The sequence below is a fragment of the Pseudomonas fontis genome (assembly GCF_028656955.1).
Classification (GTDB): domain Bacteria; phylum Pseudomonadota; class Gammaproteobacteria; order Pseudomonadales; family Pseudomonadaceae; genus Aquipseudomonas; species Aquipseudomonas fontis.
This window is the reverse complement of the sequence record NZ_JAMDGY010000069.1, coordinates 50,570-67,674: the sequence shown is the minus strand read 5'-3', so window position 1 is coordinate 67,674 and position 17,105 is coordinate 50,570. Positions and strand designations below refer to the sequence as shown.

The following is a 17,105-nucleotide window of genomic DNA, read 5'->3' as shown; positions in this document are numbered from 1 at the left end:
CGCAACGCGGCCCTAGTTGCGCGGCGTCAACGCCTCACTCTTGCTCCAGTCGAGCAACAGGCTATAGGCAATCGCCAGCAGCGTCGGGCCAATGAACAGCCCGATAAAGCCGAACGCCAGCAACCCGCCAAACACCCCCAGCAGCACAATCACCAACGGCAGGTTGCCGCCCCGGCTGATCAGGTAGGGCTTGAGCACGTTGTCCACGCCACTGATGATGAACGTGCCCCAGACCCCGAGGAACACCGCCATCCCGTAATCGCCCTTCCACGCCAGCCAGGCCGTGGCGGGAATCCACACCAACGGCGGCCCCATCGGAATCAGGCTGAGCAGGAAGGTCACCAACCCCAGCACCAGCGCCCCCGGCACCCCGGCAATCAGGAAGCCGATCAACGCCAGAATGGCCTGGGCCGCCGCCGTACCGATCACCCCGTTGACCACCCGCTGCACGGTGCCGGCCACCAGGCTCAGGTAATACTCGGCGCGCTCACCAATCAGGCGATTGAGCAAGCGCAGGACAAACGCCGACAGGCGCGGCCCATCGCGATAGAAGAAGAACACGAACACCAGGCTCAGGGTGACTTCCAGGATACCGCTGCCGATTTGTGCACTTCGCGCCAGGAACCAGTTGCCCACCTGCCCCAGATAAGGCTTGGCCTGGGTCAGCATTGCCGCGCCCTGCTGATCGAGGGTGTCCCAGAACCGCACCAGCCGATCACCAAAAAACGGCACACCGGCCAGCCAGGTAGGCGCTTCCGGGAAGCCATCGACCTGCACGTCGCGGATGAAGATCGTCACATCGCGCACATGATCGGCCAGGTTGAAGCCCAGCCACACCAGCGGCAAGGCCACCAGCAACATCCACAAGATGGTCAGGAAACCTGCCGCCAATGTCTCGCGACCACCGAAGATGCGTGTCAGCAAACGCATCAACGGCCAACTGGCATAGGCCAGGATCGCCCCCCAAAGCAGCGCCGAAATAAACGGCGCCATGACCCAGAGACCGGCACCGAGCAAGCCCAGCAGCAGAATCTGCACCAGCAAGCGGTCATTGTTGAGCATCGGGCCCCCGATCAGCGGATCAATTCAACATGCAAACCTGTCGCCGGTTGCGTTCCCACTTCAAGCCGGGCTGTGCGCACACCGGCCTTGCCCAACTGCTCGCGCCAGGCTTCAGCCTGCGCACCGGTCAAGCTGACGCGCAAGGTGCTGTCCAGGTTCAGGCTGCGTGCCAGCAACTCGACCCAGGTGGATGACGGGTCACCGGCCAGGTCAGCGTAATCCAGCTTGCCGTTGCTGCGCAGTTCTCGTAGCACAGTGGCTGGCGTGGGCAGCACTTCGCTCAACGGAGCAGCGGCGACGAACTCTTCCACATGCAGGTAGGCGCGCTTGTTGCCCTGGGTGATGCTGTAGAGGGACACCAGGGTGTCGCTCTCGACACCGGAGCGGCGCAGCAGGATGAACGCCTGATCACCATCGGAACCGGTCAGGTAACGCGGGTTCTTGAAGACTTCATTGGCCCACAGGCTGTTTTCGCCACAATCGCGCTTTTCACACCAGAACAGCGGGTAACCGCCATCGTTCTGCAGGGCTTCGCGGGCAGCGGCAAAGGCTTCGTTGGCTGAGCGCTCGCGGGGTAGTTCGTAGGTCGTGGAACTGACTTGGCCACGGCTCTCGATTTTGCCCTCGACCCGCAGCTGGCCGCTGATCTTGCGCAGGGCACCCAACGGGTAGACACGCTCCTGTTCGGCCGCTGGACGCTGGTCGACCACTTTGGCATCCGGTGGCGCCGGCAGTTCATTGGCCATCAGCGCCTGGCTGGCAAACACCGCCAGGCCGGCAATTGCGACTCGAATCAGCTTGGAATTCCTCATCGGCACGCCACGCTATCAAAGCGGGCGTTGGAAAAAACGGTTAAGGCGAAATCGCACTTGGTCATGGTTGTCTCCCTGTTCAACCCGCCAAGCCTCGACAGTTGGCCGCCGCAAGTCAAGGAATGGCAAAGAAGCGATTGAAACAGTCTGCAACAAGGGTCGCGCCAGCCTCGTCGTTCAAGTGCAGGTGATGCCCCCCTGGCAACTGCTCCTGGCTAAAGGGTAGCTGCTCAAGCAAGGCCGTGTGGCGGGCCAGCATGCCGTCGGCAGCCACGATCAAATGGGCCGGGCAGGCAATGCGGCGCACGAAGGTCATGGCCTGCTCTTCACTCAGGCGCAGCGGCGATGGCAGGGTCAGGCGGCTGTCGCTGCGCCAGCTGAAACCACCGGGCACCGGCATCAACCCACGCTGGGCCAACAGTTCGGCAGCCTCGCGGCTGACTGCGACCATGCCTTTCATGCGCGCCTGCACCGCCAGGTCCAGGGTCGGGAACACCGACTTGCGTTTGTCGGCCAGCGCCAGCTGCGCCTGCAAGGCCATGCCCATGCGTTCGGCGGCGTCCTTGGGCTCACCGCCAGGCGGGATCACCCCGTCGATCAAGGCCAGGCGCGTGACCCGCTCCGGCAAGGCACCGGCCAACACCACAGACACGATCGCGCCGAGCGAATGCCCGAGCAGCGAAAAGCGCTCCCAGCCCATTTGCTCGGCAACCCGCAGCACGTCATGTACATAATCCCACAAGGCATAACCGGCACCCGGCGGGCGGTGCTCGGAAAAACCATGCCCGGCCAGGTCCAGGGCGACGATGCGCAGGCCTTCAAGCTTGGGCGCCAGGCGCGCGAAGCTGTTGGCGTTGTCGAGCCAGCCGTGCAAGGCGATCACCGGGTGACCATCGACCGGGCCGAACAGGTGCGCGGCCAGCTCGATATGGCCCAGGCTCAGGCGGACTTCCTCGACGCCGCTCATGCCTGCCCCTCGCGCCAGCGGTCAAACAGCCCCTTGATCAGGCTGGCCGTGTCGTTGGGGCGCTCCAGCGGAAACATGTGCCCACCCGGCAAGCTGTGGAACTCGCCCTTGGGCATGCGCCGCACCGCAAAGGCGTGATGCTTGCGCACCACCCCGCTGTGGCTGCCACGCACCATCGCCAGCGGGATCTGCAACTGGCCGGCGCGCCCCGGGCTGATGTGCGGCAGGCTGCGGTAGATGCTGATTTCGGTGCTCGGGTCGAAACTCAGGCGCAGGCCGTCGCCATCGGCCTGCAGGCCGTGTTCCAGATACGCGTCGAAACACTCCGGGTCGAAATGCCGGAACAGCGTCTTGCCGCTGAAATAGGCACGGGCGCTGTCGCGGTCGGCGAATACTTCACGCCGGCCCAGGGTGCGCCCGGCGGGGGTAATCCGGTCGATAAAGCCCCAGCGCTTGGCCACGCGGATCATCAGTTCATCCGCGCGGGTCAGCACCGGCGAGTCGAGCATCACCACACCCCGGTAGAACTGCGGGCAACGCATGGCCGCGTGCAGGTGCAGCAAGCCGCCCAGCGAATGCCCCACCCCCCAGACGGGTTCCGGCTCCTGCTCCAGGTGATGGATCAACTCGTCCACCAGGTTCTGCCAGTTGTCGTTGACCGGGAAGCGCGGGTCGTGGGCATGTTGTGGCAGGTGGCTGACGCGGTAGTCCGGCGCCAGCGCAGCGAACAGCTTGCCGTAGGTGGCCGAGGGGAATCCGTTGGCGTGGGCGAAGAAGATCTGCTGCGTCATGAGCGCCTGTCCGGGGTGGAGAATGGCGTCATTCTCCGCGCAGGCGCGGGGCCAGGCAATGCCCGGAAAAGCCATCGGGGACGCCAATCAGGTCATCCTCCGTCGAAACTGGCAACCGAGCGCTGCAAGCAGGCACGCTGGTAGGCCAACTGGTACTCGAGCACATCCCGGGCACGCTGGCGGTTTTCACTGCTGAGGTTGGCCCGGCGCAAGGCCAGGCAGCTGGTTTGCAAGAGGCGCGCAAAGTCGGCGCTGTCCTGCTGCAGTTGCCGCAGTTCGTGCAGGCCTTCGTACTCCTGCATGAGCCGGAACAACTTGATCTCGGCCGCATCGTACAACAGGTGCAGTTCGGCAAAGTTCAGCGGCTCGCTGCGCCCGACTTTTTCGAGTATCGGTTGCAGATCCGCCGAACACAGCAGTTCCAGGTGCCACCTACTCATCGCCCCTCTCCCTTGGCCTTCGCCTCGCGGTCTCTATGGGCACGCTAGCAAGCGTAGCCAGGGGCGACAACTGGTAGAAATATCAGGTACGCGGCAAGTTTTCGCCCAGGGGTAGCACGGCAATGGTCAGGCGCGAGATGCAACTGGCCTTGCCTTCGTCGCTACTCAGGCGAATGTCCCAGACATGCGTGGTACGGCCGATATGCACCGCCCGTGCGGTGGCAAACACCCGTCCGCTGCGCAAACCACGCAGGTGGTTGGCGTTGATCTCCAGGCCCACGCAGTAGAACTTCGAGGTGTCGATGCACAGGTAGCTGGCCATCGAGCCGACCGTCTCGGCCAGCACCACCGACGCCCCGCCATGCAGCAACCCGAACGGCTGGTGGGTGCGGTGATCAACCACCATGCTGGCGGTCAGGGACTCATCATCGAACGACTCGAAACGGATATCCAACACTTCACCAATGGTGTTGTGCTGACGCGCGTTCAATTGCTCAAGGTCGGGCGGGGTCTTCCAGAGGCTCATTCGACACTCCTGCGGATGCTTCAGGGATGATTGAGGCTACGCAGGGTCATCAACCCTGCCAGAGGCCAATCGCCTTCGAGTTCGGCGAGGCTGGCGGTACTCAACGGCGCCGCATTGCGGTAGTGCCCGTGTTCAAGCAAACCGACCAGTGCGCCTACCAGCGGTTGGTGGCTGACCAGCAGCACGTGTTCCAGGCCCAGCTTGTCCAGTTCCGCGATCACCTGCTGCGGGTCACTTTCCGGGGTTAGCCAGGGCACTGTCTGCAGCGGCTGCGCAAAACCCAGCGCCTCGTGCACCAGCGCTGCGGTCTGCTGCGCACGCACGTAGGGGCTGGCGAGGATGGCCTGCAACGGCTGGCCAAGCAGCCCGGCAGCGCTGCGCAATACCTGCTCGCGGCCATGCGCGGTCAGCCGGCGCTCGGCGTCGCTGTTGGCGCGTGGCTCGGCCTCACCGTGACGCAGTACCCACAGCTTCACAGCTTGGGCTCCTCGTCGCGCACCGGGTGTGGCGCTGGCGGCACGCTGTGGGCCGCTTCGCCTTCAGGCGCACGTGGCGTCGGCCAGTCGGAGAACGGCCAGGGCTTCTGGTCACTGTGGAAGCTGCCGAAGCGACCGATCTGGGCCAGGAACTGGCTCAGGCTGTCACCGAAATTCATCAGGCTGGCGCTCGGCGCACCATAGATAAGGCGATACACCAGTTGCACGATCACCAGGCCTGCCAGCAACAGCTCGGCCAGCTGCCAGACCAGCAGGAAAACCAGCATCCACAGAACCCGAAGGATGATGGACTCGCGTTGCACCTGTTGCGGCGTTTCGTTCATACCCTGCTCCTGTGCTCAGTTGAAACCACTGGTGGAAATGAAATCGACATCGGTTTTCGGCTCGGCACGCATCAGCAGCTCGATGACCTGGTTCAACGTGCGGCCTTCAAACAGGATCGCGTGCAGCCCCGCTACCAGCGGCATGTACACCTGCAGTTCCTGGGCCTTGACCTTGAGGACCTTGAGCGTGTTGACGCCTTCGGCCACTTCACCCAGGCGATTGACCGCCTCTTCCAGGCTCAGGCCCTGGCCCAGGGCGTGACCGACCTGGTAGTTGCGGCTCTTGGGCGAGGAACAGGTGACGATCAAGTCGCCAACCCCGGCCAAGCCAAGGAAGGTCATCGGGTTCGCGCCCTGGCTGACCGCGAAGCGGGTCATCTCGGCCAGCGCACGGGTGATCAGCATGCTCTTGGTGTTTTCACCCATGCCCAGCGCCACGGCCATGCCGGCGATGATCGCGTAGACGTTCTTCAACGCACCACCCAGCTCAACGCCAAAACGGTCGCTGCTGGCGTAAACGCGGAAAGTGCGCCCGTGCAGCACGGCCTGGACGCGTTGGCAGAGTTCTTCATCTTCACTGGCGACCACGGTGGCGGTCAGCGCGTGCTCGGCGACTTCGCGGGCCAGGTTCGGCCCGGACAACACGCCGATGCGCGCTTCGGGGGCGATTTCTTCGAGGATCTGGCTCATCAGCTTGAAGCTCTGCGCTTCGATGCCCTTGGTCAAGCTCACCAGCAGCTTGCCGCGCAGCAACTCGGCATGCGGCGCCAGCACACTGCGCAAGGCGCTGGACGGCAGCGCGACGAAGATCAGCTCGCAAGCCTGCAGGGTCGCCAGCAGGTCATTGACCGGCTCGACCGCCGGGTGGATTTTCACACCCTTGAGGTAACGCGGGTTTTCGCGGTTGTTGCGCATGGCTTCGGCTTGCTCGGGGTCGCGCATCCATTGCCGCACCCCGACACCGTGTTCAGCCAGCAGATTCGCCACGGCGGTGCCGAAACTTCCGCCTCCCAGAACTGCAACCGGCTGCTGCTCAGTCATATCCAATCCGTTAAAACCAATTAAAAGTGGCGAAACCTGCATTATACGGAGCGTTACTGCCACGACCAGCGCCAGATTAGCCAAGCGATGCTGGCAATACGATCTGGATCACTGGAAAAACCCGGCTACTCGGTTAACATGCCCGACTTGTACCCGCAAACAAGGCCGTGCCGTGTTCTTTGGCCCCTCCTCCCCCCGCCCGCTATTGTTGTTGACTGCCCTGCTCGGCGGCCCGGCCGCGGCCGACGATCTGTTCGTCGACAGCCAGGCGCTGCCTGAAGTATTGACCGCCACCCGGCTCAAGCAATCCCCCGCCGCCGTGCCCGGCAGCATGACCGTGCTCGACAGCGAACTGATCCGCGCCAGCGGCGCCCGCGACATCCCGGAGCTGCTGCGCCTGGTGCCGGGCATGATGGTCGGCTACATCGCCGGCAACCAGCCCACGGTCAATTACCATGGCAGCAATGTCAACGACGCGCGGCGCATGCAGGTACTGATCGATGGCCGCTCGGTGTACCGCGCCGGCCTGGCGACGGTGGACTGGAGCGACATTCCCCTGGCCATGGAAGACATCGAGCGCATCGAAGTGTTCCGTGGCCCCAATACCGTCAGCTATGGCGCCAATGCGCTGATGGCGGTGGTCAACATCCTCACCCGCAACCCGGCCGACAGCCATGGCACGCGGCTGAAGGTGACCCGTGGTCAACGCGGCATCAACGACTGGTACGCCAGCCAGGGCATGGGCTGGGACGGTGGCGACCTGCGCCTGTCGCTGTCCGGCATGCAGGACGATGGCTTCGACGAAACCCACAAGGGCCTGGACTACCGCGACAGCCGCCGCCTGACCCGCTTCAGCCTGAGTGCCAGCCATGCCCTGGCGCCGGATCAGAGCCTCGATTGGCAGCTGTCTGCCAAGGAAGGCGCGAACCAGCGGCCGTACACCTACAAGCCGGTGTTCTACGGGGTGACGGCCGAAGGCGACAACTCCGATGTCGCGGCCAAGGACTACGCCGGCTCGGTGCGCTGGAACATCGACTTCAACCCCCAGCACAGTTTGTACGTGCAGGGTTCGGCCCAGCACTGGGACCGCCAGCAGGTCTGGCGTGCCTGCGATGCAGCGCTGTCCTTCAGCCCGCAATTGACCCAGCTGTGGCAGCTCAACCCGTGGTATGCCGAGCAACTGGCACGCAATATCCGCGCGCCGGTTCCCACGGGCACAGCGCAGGAGCAGGCCCTGGCTGGAGAAGTCCAGGCGCAGTGGAATGTTGGCGGCTACCAGCAGGTGTGCGGCGACATCGACCAGAGCACCCGCGAGACGCGCTACGACCTGGAGATCCAGGACACCCTGAGCCTCACCGACAACCTGCGCCTGCTCAGCGGCGTCAATTACCGCTACGACCGCGCGGACTCGCAGACCTACTTCAACGGCAGCCTGGACGACACCACCTGGCGCCTGTTCGGCCAGCTGGAATGGCGCGCCGACGAGCACTGGCTGATCCAGGGCGGTGCAATGTACGAGGACGCCCACCTCTCCGGCAGCTCGCTGACGCCACGGGTGGCCGTCAACTACCTGATCACCCCGCGTCATGGCTTGCGCGCGGTCTACTCCGAAGCCGTGCGCTCGCCCGACATGTTCGAGAACAACGTCAACTGGAGCTACCGGGTCAACAACCTGAGCCCGACGGCCTTCGGCCAGGGCAGCGCCGAGTATTTCGTCAAGACCCGTGGCCCGGGCAACCTCGACCAGGAACGCATGCGCTCGCGGGAGCTGGGCTACAACGGCTTCTTTGCCGACGCCGACCTGACCCTGGACCTCAAGCTGTTCCATGACGAAATCACCGGCATGGTCAGTGAACCGCTGCGCAACAACCAGTACATCGCCAGCAACAGCAACCAGGCCCGCTTCACCGGCAGCGAGGTGCAAGCCGACTGGCGCATGACCCATGCCGACCGTTTGCGCATGACCTACGCCTATGTCGACGCCTGGGCCAGCAATGCTGACGACCGCCGTCTGAGCGCCCGCAACAGTGGCTCGGCTGGCTGGATGCGCGACTGGGGCATGGGTTGGTCGAGTGCACTGTTCTACTATGGCGCCGATGCGCTCAACGGCTACCGTTTCGAGCGCGCCGACCTGCGCGTGGCCAAGCGCATCAGCCTGCAACGCGCCAGCCTGGAACTGGCCGGCATGCTCCAGCAACGCCTGGACCATGAGCCGACCAGCAGCTACGACAACCTGTACGACAGCCGTCACGTGTTGTATTTCAGCGCGGAACTGGAATTCTGATGCGCTGGCTGCGGTGCTTCCTGCTCCTGGCGCTGTTCTGGCCATTGGCACCGCTGATGGCTGCCGAGATTCTGCTGACCGGCAGCGCGGACAACGCTGGCGTGCAGCATTTCGTCACGGCACTGAGCGCGCAACGTCCCAATGATCAGGTGCGCTTCGTTCCGCTGCACCAACTGGCCCGCCCCGGCACCCTGAAGCCCGCGACACGCCTCATTCTGCTTGACCTTGAAGCCCTTGATTGGCGCCTCACGGAAACCGCCGGCCCGCCGGCATTGGTGCTGCGCATCTCGCGCGTCCAGGCCGAACAGCGCCTGGGCAGCTTGCGCCCGCCGTTCCTGACCTTGCTGTGGAGCGACCCACCGGCCGACCGCCAATTGCGCCTGACCCACTATCTACTCCCCCAGGCCCGCCGCATCGGCGTGTTGTATGGCGAAAACAGCCGGCAACTGATCGATGAACTGCGCCAGGCCGCACGTCCGCTTGGCCTGGAGATCGTCGCCCAGGCCTGGCCGGACACCCGCGACAACCGCGCGTTGCAAACCCTGCTCAAGGACAGTGACGTACTGCTGGGGTTGGATGACCCGCAACTGTTCAACCCCAAGACGGCCAAGAACATCCTGCTCAGCAGCTATGCCCGGCAGATGGCCCTGATCGGCCCAAGCGCCGGTTTCGTGCGCGCAGGTGGCCTGGCCAGCACCTTGAGTGACCAGGACGACTGGCTCGCCATGCTCGGCCAATTGCTCGACCAGCCCACCGGCAAATGGCCGCGGGCGCTGTACCCCACGCACTTCAGTGTTGCCGCAAATCAACAGGTCGCCCGCGCCCTGGGCATCGAAGCCATCGACCTGGTAGCCGCCGCCAAGGCCGTGGCCGCAGGAGAAGCGAACCCATGAAACGCCTGAGCTGGGATATCAATACCCGCACCCAGATCATCAGCCTCGGCCCGGCCCTGCTGCTGACCTTGCTGCTGATCAGCTTCTTTACCTTCGTGCGGATCCAGGACCTGCGCCAGGAACTCACCCACACCGGGCAACTGATCGCCAACCAGTTGGCGCCCGCCTCCGAGTACGGGGTGATCTCCGGTAACGACGAAGTGCTCGAAAGCCTGATGCGCGCCACCCTGACCATTCCCCACGTGCGCTTCCTCGAGGTCCAGGACAATGCCAACCGCGTGCTGGTCTATGTCGAGCGGCCCGACGAGCACGACAACCGCGCGCAGCAGGTGGAAGTGTTCCAGGCACCGATCCGCCTGCAGCGGATTCGCCTGGACAACGACTTCCTGCAGAATGGCAACGCGGGCATCACCCCGATCAGCGACGACTACCTGGGCCGGGTGATCGTCGGCATGTCCGACGACGCCTTCAACCAACGCCAGCAGGAGATCGTCTTCAAGGCGGGCGTCCTCGCGCTGTTCGCGCTGATATTCACCTTCCTGCTCGCCCGCCGTTTGGCACGCAGCCTGTCGACGCCGATCAGCGACATGGGGCATGCGGTCAAGGCGATCCAGAAAGGCGACTTCAACGCCCCACTGCCGGTGGTCGATGACAGCGAGCTCGGCCACCTGGCCCGGCACATCAACAACCTGGCCAGTGCCCTGGCCCAGGCCAGCAGCGAGCAACAACAGGCCATCGCCCAGTTGATCCAGGCCCGCGAAGAAGCCGAGCAGGCGAACAAGGCCAAGTCGGACTTCCTGGCCATGATGAGCCATGAGTTGCGCACACCGATGAACGGGGTGCTGGGCATGCTGCAATTGCTGCAAACCACCGAACTGAGCGAAGAGCAGGACGAGTACACGGTGGTCGCCACCGAGTCGACCGGGCACCTGCTCAAAGTGATCAACGATATCCTCGACTTCTCCCGCATCGAGCGCACCACGCTGGAGCTGGAGCACATTGATTTCAACCTGGCCGAGCTGATCGGCAACTGCGTGCAATCGTTCCAGCACATCGCCCAGCAACGCCAGCTGGCGCTGGAGCTGCTGACGCCACCGGGCATGGAGCAACTGCGCGTGGCCGGCGACCCGACGCGGATCCGCCAGGTGCTGGTCAACCTGATTGGCAACGCCTTGAAGTTCACTGAACACGGCAGCGTGCACATCGAGCCACGCTGGCAAGTGCTCGACCGGCAACTGGTGTGGTTCACCTGCGCGGTACGCGATACCGGCATCGGCATCGACAGCGCGCGCCTGGAAACCATGTTCGTGGCCTTCCAGCAGGCTGACAGCTCGATTTCCCGGCGCTATGGCGGCACCGGGCTGGGCCTGTCGATCGCGCGTAACCTGGCCGAACGCATGGGCGGCAGCTTGCGCGCCGAAAGCCGCGAAGGCGTGGGTTCGACCTTCACCCTGGAAATGCCCCTGGCACTCTGCGCCCAGCCGCTGGCCGCGCTGCCGGCACGCAGCGCCAGGGAGCAGGAGGAAGGCCAGGGCCGGCGCATCCTGCTGGTCGAAGACAACCCGGTGAACCAGACCGTGATCCAGGCCATGCTGCGCAGCCTGGGCTTTGAAGTCTGGGTCGCGGCGGACGGTGCCCAGGCCGTGGCCCAGGTCGCCCGCCAGCGCTTCGCCGCGACCCTGATGGATTGCCGCCTGCCGCTGATCGATGGCTACGAAGCCACCCGGCAGATCCGCCAGTTGCCCCAGGCCTCGGGCATGCCGATCATCGCCCTGACTGCCAATGCGCTGCAGGGTGACCGCGAGCGCTGCCTGGACGCGGGCATGAACGACTACCTGGCCAAGCCGTTCAAACGCACTGATCTACAGCAAATTCTGCAACGCTGGCTGCCCGGCACGACATCTGTGACTGGCGATAAATGCTAAAGTGCGGCAGTCTAAGAGACTGAACCGGGCCCTTGCCGGGCTTGTCATAAAATTTTCAGTGCACAAGTGTACATTCTCGTCCGCTGTGCTGTGACTTTCACCACAACGCAATAGTCTATGTGTAGGCTGCCGCCCCAAGCCCAAGGCTTTTGGGGACGGTCGGGAAGATTTGCCCCCTGCCACACGGGGACTATTGAGGAGCTCGCATGACCAAACAAAACGCCTTTACTCGGGAAGACCTGCTGCGCTGCAGTCGCGGTGAGCTGTTTGGCCCAGGTAACGCGCAACTGCCCGCCCCGAACATGCTGATGGTTGATCGCATCACCCATATCAGCGAAGAGGGTGGCAAGTACGGCAAAGGTGAATTGGTCGCCGAACTGGATATCACCCCGGACCTGTGGTTCTTCGCCTGCCACTTCGAGGGTGATCCGGTAATGCCAGGTTGCCTGGGCCTCGACGCCATGTGGCAGCTGGTAGGCTTCTTCCTGGGTTGGCAAGGCCTGCCAGGCCGCGGTCGCGCCCTGGGTTCGGGTGAAGTCAAATTCTTCGGCCAGGTCCTGCCGACCGCCAAGAAAGTCACCTATAACATCCATATCAAGCGTGTCCTGAAGGGCAAGCTGAACATGGCCATCGCCGATGGTTCGGTCAGTGTCGACGGTCGCGAGATCTACACCGCCGAAGGCCTCCGGGTCGGCGTTTTCACCTCCACTGACAATTTCTAAGGGTTATTCGCATGCGCCGCGTCGTAATCACCGGTCTGGGCATCGTATCGTGCCTGGGCAATGACAAAGAGACCGTCTCCGCTAACCTGCGAGCAAGCCGCCCTGGCATCCGATTCAACCCGGAATATGCCGAAATGGGTCTGCGCAGCCAGGTTTCCGGCTCCATTGACCTGAACCTCGAAGAACTGATCGACCGCAAGATCTATCGCTTCGTTGGCCACGCTGCGGCCTATGCCTACCTGGCAATGAAGGACGCGATTGCCGACTCTGGCCTGGCCGAAGACCAGGTGTCCAACCCGCGTACCGGCCTGGTTGCCGGTTCCGGCGGCGCCTCGACCCTGAACCAGATGGAAGCGCTGGACATCCTGCGCGAAAAAGGCGTCAAGCGCGTTGGCCCGTACCGTGTCACCCGCACCATGGGCAGCACCGTATCGGCTTGCCTGGCTACGCCATTCAAGATCAAGGGCATCAACTACTCGATCTCTTCCGCTTGCGCCACCAGTGCACACTGCATCGGTACCGCGATGGAACAGATCCAGATGGGCAAGCAGGACATCGTCTTCGCCGGTGGTGGTGAAGAAGAGCATTGGAGCCAGTCGTTCCTGTTCGACGCCATGGGCGCCCTGTCCAGCAAGCGCAACGACACCCCGGAAAAAGCCTCGCGTGCCTACGACGCTGACCGTGACGGTTTCGTCATCGCCGGCGGTGGCGGCATGGTCGTGGTCGAGGAGCTGGAACACGCTCTGGCCCGTGGCGCCAAGATCTACGCCGAACTGGTTGGCTACGGCGCGACCTCCGACGGCTACGACATGGTTGCCCCAAGTGGCGAAGGCGCGATCCGCTGCATGCAGCAGGCGCTGTCCACCGTCGACACCCCGATCGACTACCTGAACACCCACGGCACTTCGACCCCGGTCGGTGACGTCGCGGAAATGAAAGGTGTGCGTGAAGTGTTCGGCGACAAGGCCCCGGCAATCAGCTCGACCAAGAGCCTGTCGGGTCACTCGCTGGGCGCTGCCGGTGTTCACGAAGCGATCTACTGCCTGCTGATGATGGAAGGCAAGTTCATTGCCGGTTCGGCCAACATCGACGAGCTGGACCCGGAAGTGGCCGACCTGCCAGTTCTGCGTGAAACGCGCGAAAACGTTGAGCTGAACACCGTGATGAGCAACAGCTTCGGTTTCGGCGGCACCAACGCCACCCTGGTGCTCAAGCGCTGGGAAGGCAAGTAAGGGTCAACCCCTTACCCTGAAAACGCCCCGACTGGTTCGGGGCGTTTTTGTTTGTCTGGGTCAGGAATAGTCCATGAACAGCGACCGTGCGAAGAGTCCTGTGGGAGCTGGCCTTGCCAGCGATGGGCCTAGTGATGTGCACACCAGGCTGCAGCCGCCAGCCGTACCGGCCTCATCGCCGGCAAGGCCGGCTCCCACAGGGTTCGCAGAGCCTCAAACAGAGAACCTGCCCACAAGCGTATTCAACTCGATCGCCAATTGCGACAACGCCTGGCTCGCCGCACTGGTCTGGTTCGCCCCCGCCGAGCTCTGCAAGGCCAGGTCGCGGATATTGGTCAGGTTGCGGTCCACTTCCCGCGCCACCTGGGCCTGCTGCTCCGACGCACTGGCAATCACCAGGTTGCGCTCGTTGATCAAGTGAATTGCACTGGCAATTCCCTCCAGCGCCTCCCCCGCCGCATGCGCGCCCTCCAGCGTGCCACGCGCACGCAAACTGGTCTGCTGCATGCCCTCCACCGCTCGGTTGGTGCCCTGCTGGATACCATCGATCATCTGCTCGATTTCCCGCGTCGACTGCTGCGTACGGTGCGCCAATGCCCGCACCTCGTCAGCCACCACGGCAAACCCACGCCCGGCATCCCCCGCCCGCGCCGCTTCAATGGCCGCGTTGAGCGCCAGCAGGTTGGTCTGCTCGGCAATCGCACCAATCACGTCGAGCACCTTGGTAATCCCGTGAACCTGCAGCGCCAACTGCCCGACCTCCTCGGAGTTGGCCGTGACACCCGCAGCCAATGCCTCAATCGAGGTGACCGTAAGGCGTACCTGCTCGCGCCCCTGATGGGCAATGCGGTTGGACTCCTGGGAGGCCTCGGAGGTCGCCACCGCGTTGCTGGCCACCTCCTCCACCGCCGAGGTCATCTGGTTCACTGCGGTTGCCGCCTGCTCGATTTCCTGAGTCTGCTGGTGCAGCCCACGGGTGGCATCTTCGGTCACCGCACTCAGCTCCTCGGACGCCGAGGCCAGCTGATTGGACGAATCGGAGATGCGCCCGATGGTATCGCGCAGGCTCTGCTGCATTTGCTTGAGCGCCGTGAGCAGACGCGCCGGCTCATCCTTGCCCTCGATGGTGATCTGCGGCGTCAGGTCGCCTGTGGCCACCACCTCCGCCACATGCAGTGACTGCGCTAGCGGGCCGACGATACTGCGCGTCAAGGTCAGCGCCAGCACCACCGTCAGCACCACGGCAGCCACCAACAGCCCGACGACCCAGACCCAGGCACGCTTGTACACCGACTCGGACAGGTCCGTCGCGGTGTTGGCGTGATGGGTATTGAGGGCAATCAGCTCGTTGAGGCTGGCCGTGAGCTGATCAGCCAGCTGGTTCATTTCGCCATTGACCAGGGCAATGGCCTGCTCCACCTGGTTCTGCGCCGACAGCTGGGTGACCTGCGCCTGCAAGGCCAGGTACTGCTTCTCATGGGCGAGGTAACGGTCGAACAGCGTCTGCTCTTCGGGCAGCACGATCAACGCCTGGTAAGCCTGCTGGGCCTTGACCAGGCCCAGCTTGATCTCTTCGACACGGGCTTTGTTCTGTTGCAGGGCGGCGTCGTCGCGGTTGACCAGCAGACGCAGGGTCAGTGCGCGAATACGCAACATGTCCTGGCTGATCTGCCCCACCGCGATCACGCTGGGCAGCCAGTTGCTGTCCACCTGCTCGGATTGTTGACGCATGCTGGTCATCTGGATCAGGGCGAACGCGCCCAATGCAACCACCAGCAGCGCCACCAGGCCGAATCCCAACCCGGCCCTGGGCGCGATGTTCAAGCTTCTGAGACTCATCTTCCGGTTCCTTCCAAAAGCGCTGCATCGGTCATGCAGCAGACCTGCTTTAGACGGTATCGGCCCCTCAGAATTTTGCGTAAGACCAAAAGCTGATATCAAAACCGCTTATGATTTCGACAGCAGTGTCACCATGCCATCAGCGAACGTTGAAACGTTGTTCGGCCAACAGGCGGTCACCCTGGAACACCATGAAGCGCCACTCGCCGCGCACGACCTCGTGATTTTCGGTGAATTCGTAGGCCATCACGTCCTGCGGGGCGCCTGGCACCAATTTCTGCACCACTTCGAATTTGTCGTGACGCTTGCCGTCCGGGGTAATCACGCCCGGGGTGAAATAAAGCAGCGTCAGCGGGGTATCCTCGGCGACCTTGCCTTCCAGGCGATAACGCATGCCAAATTTGCTGCCCAATTTGGCCGGCACCTGGTCGGTCGGCTGAATGGCTTGGCCATTCTGGGCCAGGATCCGCTCCCCCGACTGGAAATCCTGATGGCGGCTTTCAAACACACCGTATTCCACCGGCCCCTGAACACGCACCTCGGCATTCACCCCAGTACCTACCAGCATCAGCGCAGCCAGTGCACCCAAACGACGAATCAACATACCGCTCTCCCTCACGATTGATGGCGGCAGGCTATGTGGATTGCGTGACAGGCTGATGACAGTTTTGCTTAGCGAGCCTTGGGCAGCACGGCGAGGAAGTTGTCCCGGGCGACTTTCTGCGCCACATCTGCAGGCAAGGCATCGAGGAACGGGTCAAAACCGTGCAGTTGCTCGCCCAGGCTGCCATAGCGCCCGACCACATCGGAGCCAAGCATGAAACGCTCGGGAAAGCGCTGCACCAGCGCCAGCCACTGCGGCCTCGGCACGCCCTGCTCGTCCAGCAGGTACGGCTGCAAGACGCTCCAGGACAGGTCGACGAACAGATTGGGGTAGTCCTCCAGCAGGCGCGTCAGGGTGGGGAGCAGAAAGTCCATCCGGGTCTGGTGGCGGTGAATTTCCAGGCTGGTCCCGGCGTGGGCCCAGATGAAGCGGGTGTGCGGATGATTGCGCAGTGGCTCTTCGATTTCTGCCAGGTACAGTGGGTTGCGCTCACGCTTGGAGGTGATGTTGGAGTGGATCAGCACCGGCATGTCCTGCTCGGCGGCCAGGTGGTAGATACGGGTCATGGCTTCGTTATTGGCGCGCGGGGTATCACCGCTGGTCAGCGCGGTCAGGTCGTCGTGCCGGGTGAAGACCTCGCCGATTCCCTGCCAGAGGCCTGGATAGAGCTCGAGCATGCGCTCGATGTGGGTCACGGCGTTCTTGTCCACCGGGTTGAAGCCGGTCAGGAAGGGATGGAAGCGCTTGCGTTGCTCGGCCGGCAACTTCTGTAGCGCAGCAGCCACATAGACGTCGGTTGCGCTGTACCAGTAGGCGTCGGCATCGTCCCCAGCATAGTAACGCGGGCGCTTGGGCTCATCTTCGTGCCACTTCTTGGCCACCGACACACCGGAGATCATCGACTGGTCGATGCGCGCCGCATCCATGGCCTTGAGCAAGGCCGGCATGCCTTCGCTTTCCTGGAAGAAATCGACGTAGTGCAGGTGAGCGTCGCTGTAGCGATAGTCGCGCGCTTGCGCAGCGTCGATCAACGCCCCCACCAGCAACAATCCACCCAGGCATCTGGCAAACATTGGCTTCCCCCTTGAGTTGTTCAGACAGGGTAGACCTGCGCCCGGCACGCTGGGTTCAGCCTTGACCGGGAAAG

At 63.4% G+C, this 17,105-nt stretch carries 17 protein-coding genes; 5 read left to right on the top strand and 12 right to left on the bottom strand.

Annotated features, from left to right (window positions below; genetic code table 11):
- Window positions 1-12: 12 nt before the first annotated feature.
- From M5G11_RS20345 to M5G11_RS20305, 9 genes are all read right to left on the bottom strand, one after another.
- On the bottom strand, window positions 13-1,062 hold the full coding sequence (locus M5G11_RS20345; RefSeq protein ID WP_273910418.1) for an AI-2E family transporter: 1,050 nt from the start codon (window positions 1,060-1,062) through the stop codon (window positions 13-15).
- A gap of 11 nt (window positions 1,063-1,073) precedes the next feature.
- The gene (locus tag M5G11_RS20340; RefSeq protein WP_420793805.1) at window positions 1,074-1,874 is read right to left on the bottom strand and encodes a DUF4892 domain-containing protein; all 801 of its coding nucleotides are present in this window, start codon (window positions 1,872-1,874) and stop codon (window positions 1,074-1,076) included.
- A gap of 115 nt (window positions 1,875-1,989) precedes the next feature.
- Window positions 1,990-2,841, bottom strand: a complete 852-nt coding sequence (locus M5G11_RS20335; protein WP_273910419.1) for an alpha/beta hydrolase — start codon at window positions 2,839-2,841, stop codon at window positions 1,990-1,992.
- Window positions 2,838-3,632 (bottom strand): alpha/beta fold hydrolase, encoded by a 795-nt coding sequence (locus M5G11_RS20330; RefSeq protein ID WP_273910420.1) that lies wholly within the window; start codon window positions 3,630-3,632, stop codon window positions 2,838-2,840. Before M5G11_RS20330 ends, M5G11_RS20335 begins: the two co-directional genes overlap by 4 nt.
- 92 nt (window positions 3,633-3,724) lie before the next feature.
- Window positions 3,725-4,072 (bottom strand): hypothetical protein, encoded by a 348-nt coding sequence (locus tag M5G11_RS20325; RefSeq protein ID WP_273910421.1) that lies wholly within the window; start codon window positions 4,070-4,072, stop codon window positions 3,725-3,727.
- A gap of 82 nt (window positions 4,073-4,154) precedes the next feature.
- Window positions 4,155-4,598 carry a hotdog fold thioesterase gene (locus tag M5G11_RS20320; RefSeq protein WP_273910422.1) on the bottom strand — a complete coding sequence of 148 codons (444 nt, stop codon included), beginning with the start codon at window positions 4,596-4,598 and terminating at the stop codon, window positions 4,155-4,157.
- A 20-nt stretch (window positions 4,599-4,618) separates the two neighbouring features.
- The gene (sixA, locus tag M5G11_RS20315; RefSeq protein ID WP_273910423.1) at window positions 4,619-5,074 is read right to left on the bottom strand and encodes a phosphohistidine phosphatase SixA; all 456 of its coding nucleotides are present in this window, start codon (window positions 5,072-5,074) and stop codon (window positions 4,619-4,621) included.
- Window positions 5,071-5,418, bottom strand: a complete 348-nt coding sequence (locus M5G11_RS20310) for a DUF4389 domain-containing protein (RefSeq protein ID WP_273910424.1) — start codon at window positions 5,416-5,418, stop codon at window positions 5,071-5,073. Before M5G11_RS20310 ends, sixA begins: the two co-directional genes overlap by 4 nt.
- 15 nt (window positions 5,419-5,433) lie before the next feature.
- Entirely contained in the window at window positions 5,434-6,459 is a 1,026-nt protein-coding gene (locus M5G11_RS20305; RefSeq protein WP_273910425.1) for an NAD(P)H-dependent glycerol-3-phosphate dehydrogenase, read from the bottom strand.
- Window positions 6,460-6,631: 172 nt separating this feature from the next.
- On the opposite strand from M5G11_RS20305, the gene M5G11_RS20300 reads away from it, so the two are divergent.
- The 5 genes from M5G11_RS20300 (at window position 6,632) to fabB (ending at window position 13,515) form a co-directional block, all read left to right on the top strand.
- Window positions 6,632-8,743: a TonB-dependent receptor plug domain-containing protein gene (locus tag M5G11_RS20300; protein ID WP_273910427.1), complete on the top strand. Its 2,112-nt coding sequence runs from the start codon at window positions 6,632-6,634 to the stop codon at window positions 8,741-8,743.
- Complete coding sequence (locus M5G11_RS20295; RefSeq protein ID WP_273910429.1) at window positions 8,743-9,636, top strand: ABC transporter substrate-binding protein; 894 nt, start codon at window positions 8,743-8,745, stop codon at window positions 9,634-9,636. Before M5G11_RS20300 ends, M5G11_RS20295 begins: the two co-directional genes overlap by 1 nt.
- On the top strand, window positions 9,633-11,561 hold the full coding sequence (locus M5G11_RS20290; protein ID WP_273910430.1) for a response regulator: 1,929 nt from the start codon (window positions 9,633-9,635) through the stop codon (window positions 11,559-11,561). The genes M5G11_RS20295 and M5G11_RS20290 overlap by 4 nt, the downstream gene beginning before the upstream one ends.
- Window positions 11,562-11,767: 206 nt before the next feature.
- On the top strand, window positions 11,768-12,283 hold the full coding sequence (fabA, locus tag M5G11_RS20285) for a 3-hydroxyacyl-[acyl-carrier-protein] dehydratase FabA (protein WP_011060067.1): 516 nt from the start codon (window positions 11,768-11,770) through the stop codon (window positions 12,281-12,283).
- 11 nt (window positions 12,284-12,294) lie between these two features.
- Window positions 12,295-13,515: a beta-ketoacyl-ACP synthase I gene (gene fabB / locus M5G11_RS20280; protein ID WP_273910431.1), complete on the top strand. Its 1,221-nt coding sequence runs from the start codon at window positions 12,295-12,297 to the stop codon at window positions 13,513-13,515.
- A gap of 213 nt (window positions 13,516-13,728) precedes the next feature.
- Here the strand turns inward: fabB and M5G11_RS20275 are convergent, their stop codons facing one another.
- The 3 genes from M5G11_RS20275 to M5G11_RS20265 all read right to left on the bottom strand — a co-directional run bounded on the left by M5G11_RS20275 (window position 13,729) and on the right by M5G11_RS20265 (window position 17,031).
- Window positions 13,729-15,354 (bottom strand): methyl-accepting chemotaxis protein, encoded by a 1,626-nt coding sequence (locus M5G11_RS20275; protein ID WP_273910432.1) that lies wholly within the window; start codon window positions 15,352-15,354, stop codon window positions 13,729-13,731.
- 139 nt (window positions 15,355-15,493) lie between these two features.
- Window positions 15,494-15,958, bottom strand: coding sequence for a DUF3859 domain-containing protein (locus tag M5G11_RS20270; protein WP_273910433.1), 465 nt, complete (start codon window positions 15,956-15,958; stop codon window positions 15,494-15,496).
- A gap of 68 nt (window positions 15,959-16,026) precedes the next feature.
- Entirely contained in the window at window positions 16,027-17,031 is a 1,005-nt protein-coding gene (locus M5G11_RS20265; RefSeq protein ID WP_420793806.1) for an amidohydrolase family protein, read from the bottom strand.
- Window positions 17,032-17,105 lie beyond the last annotated feature (74 nt).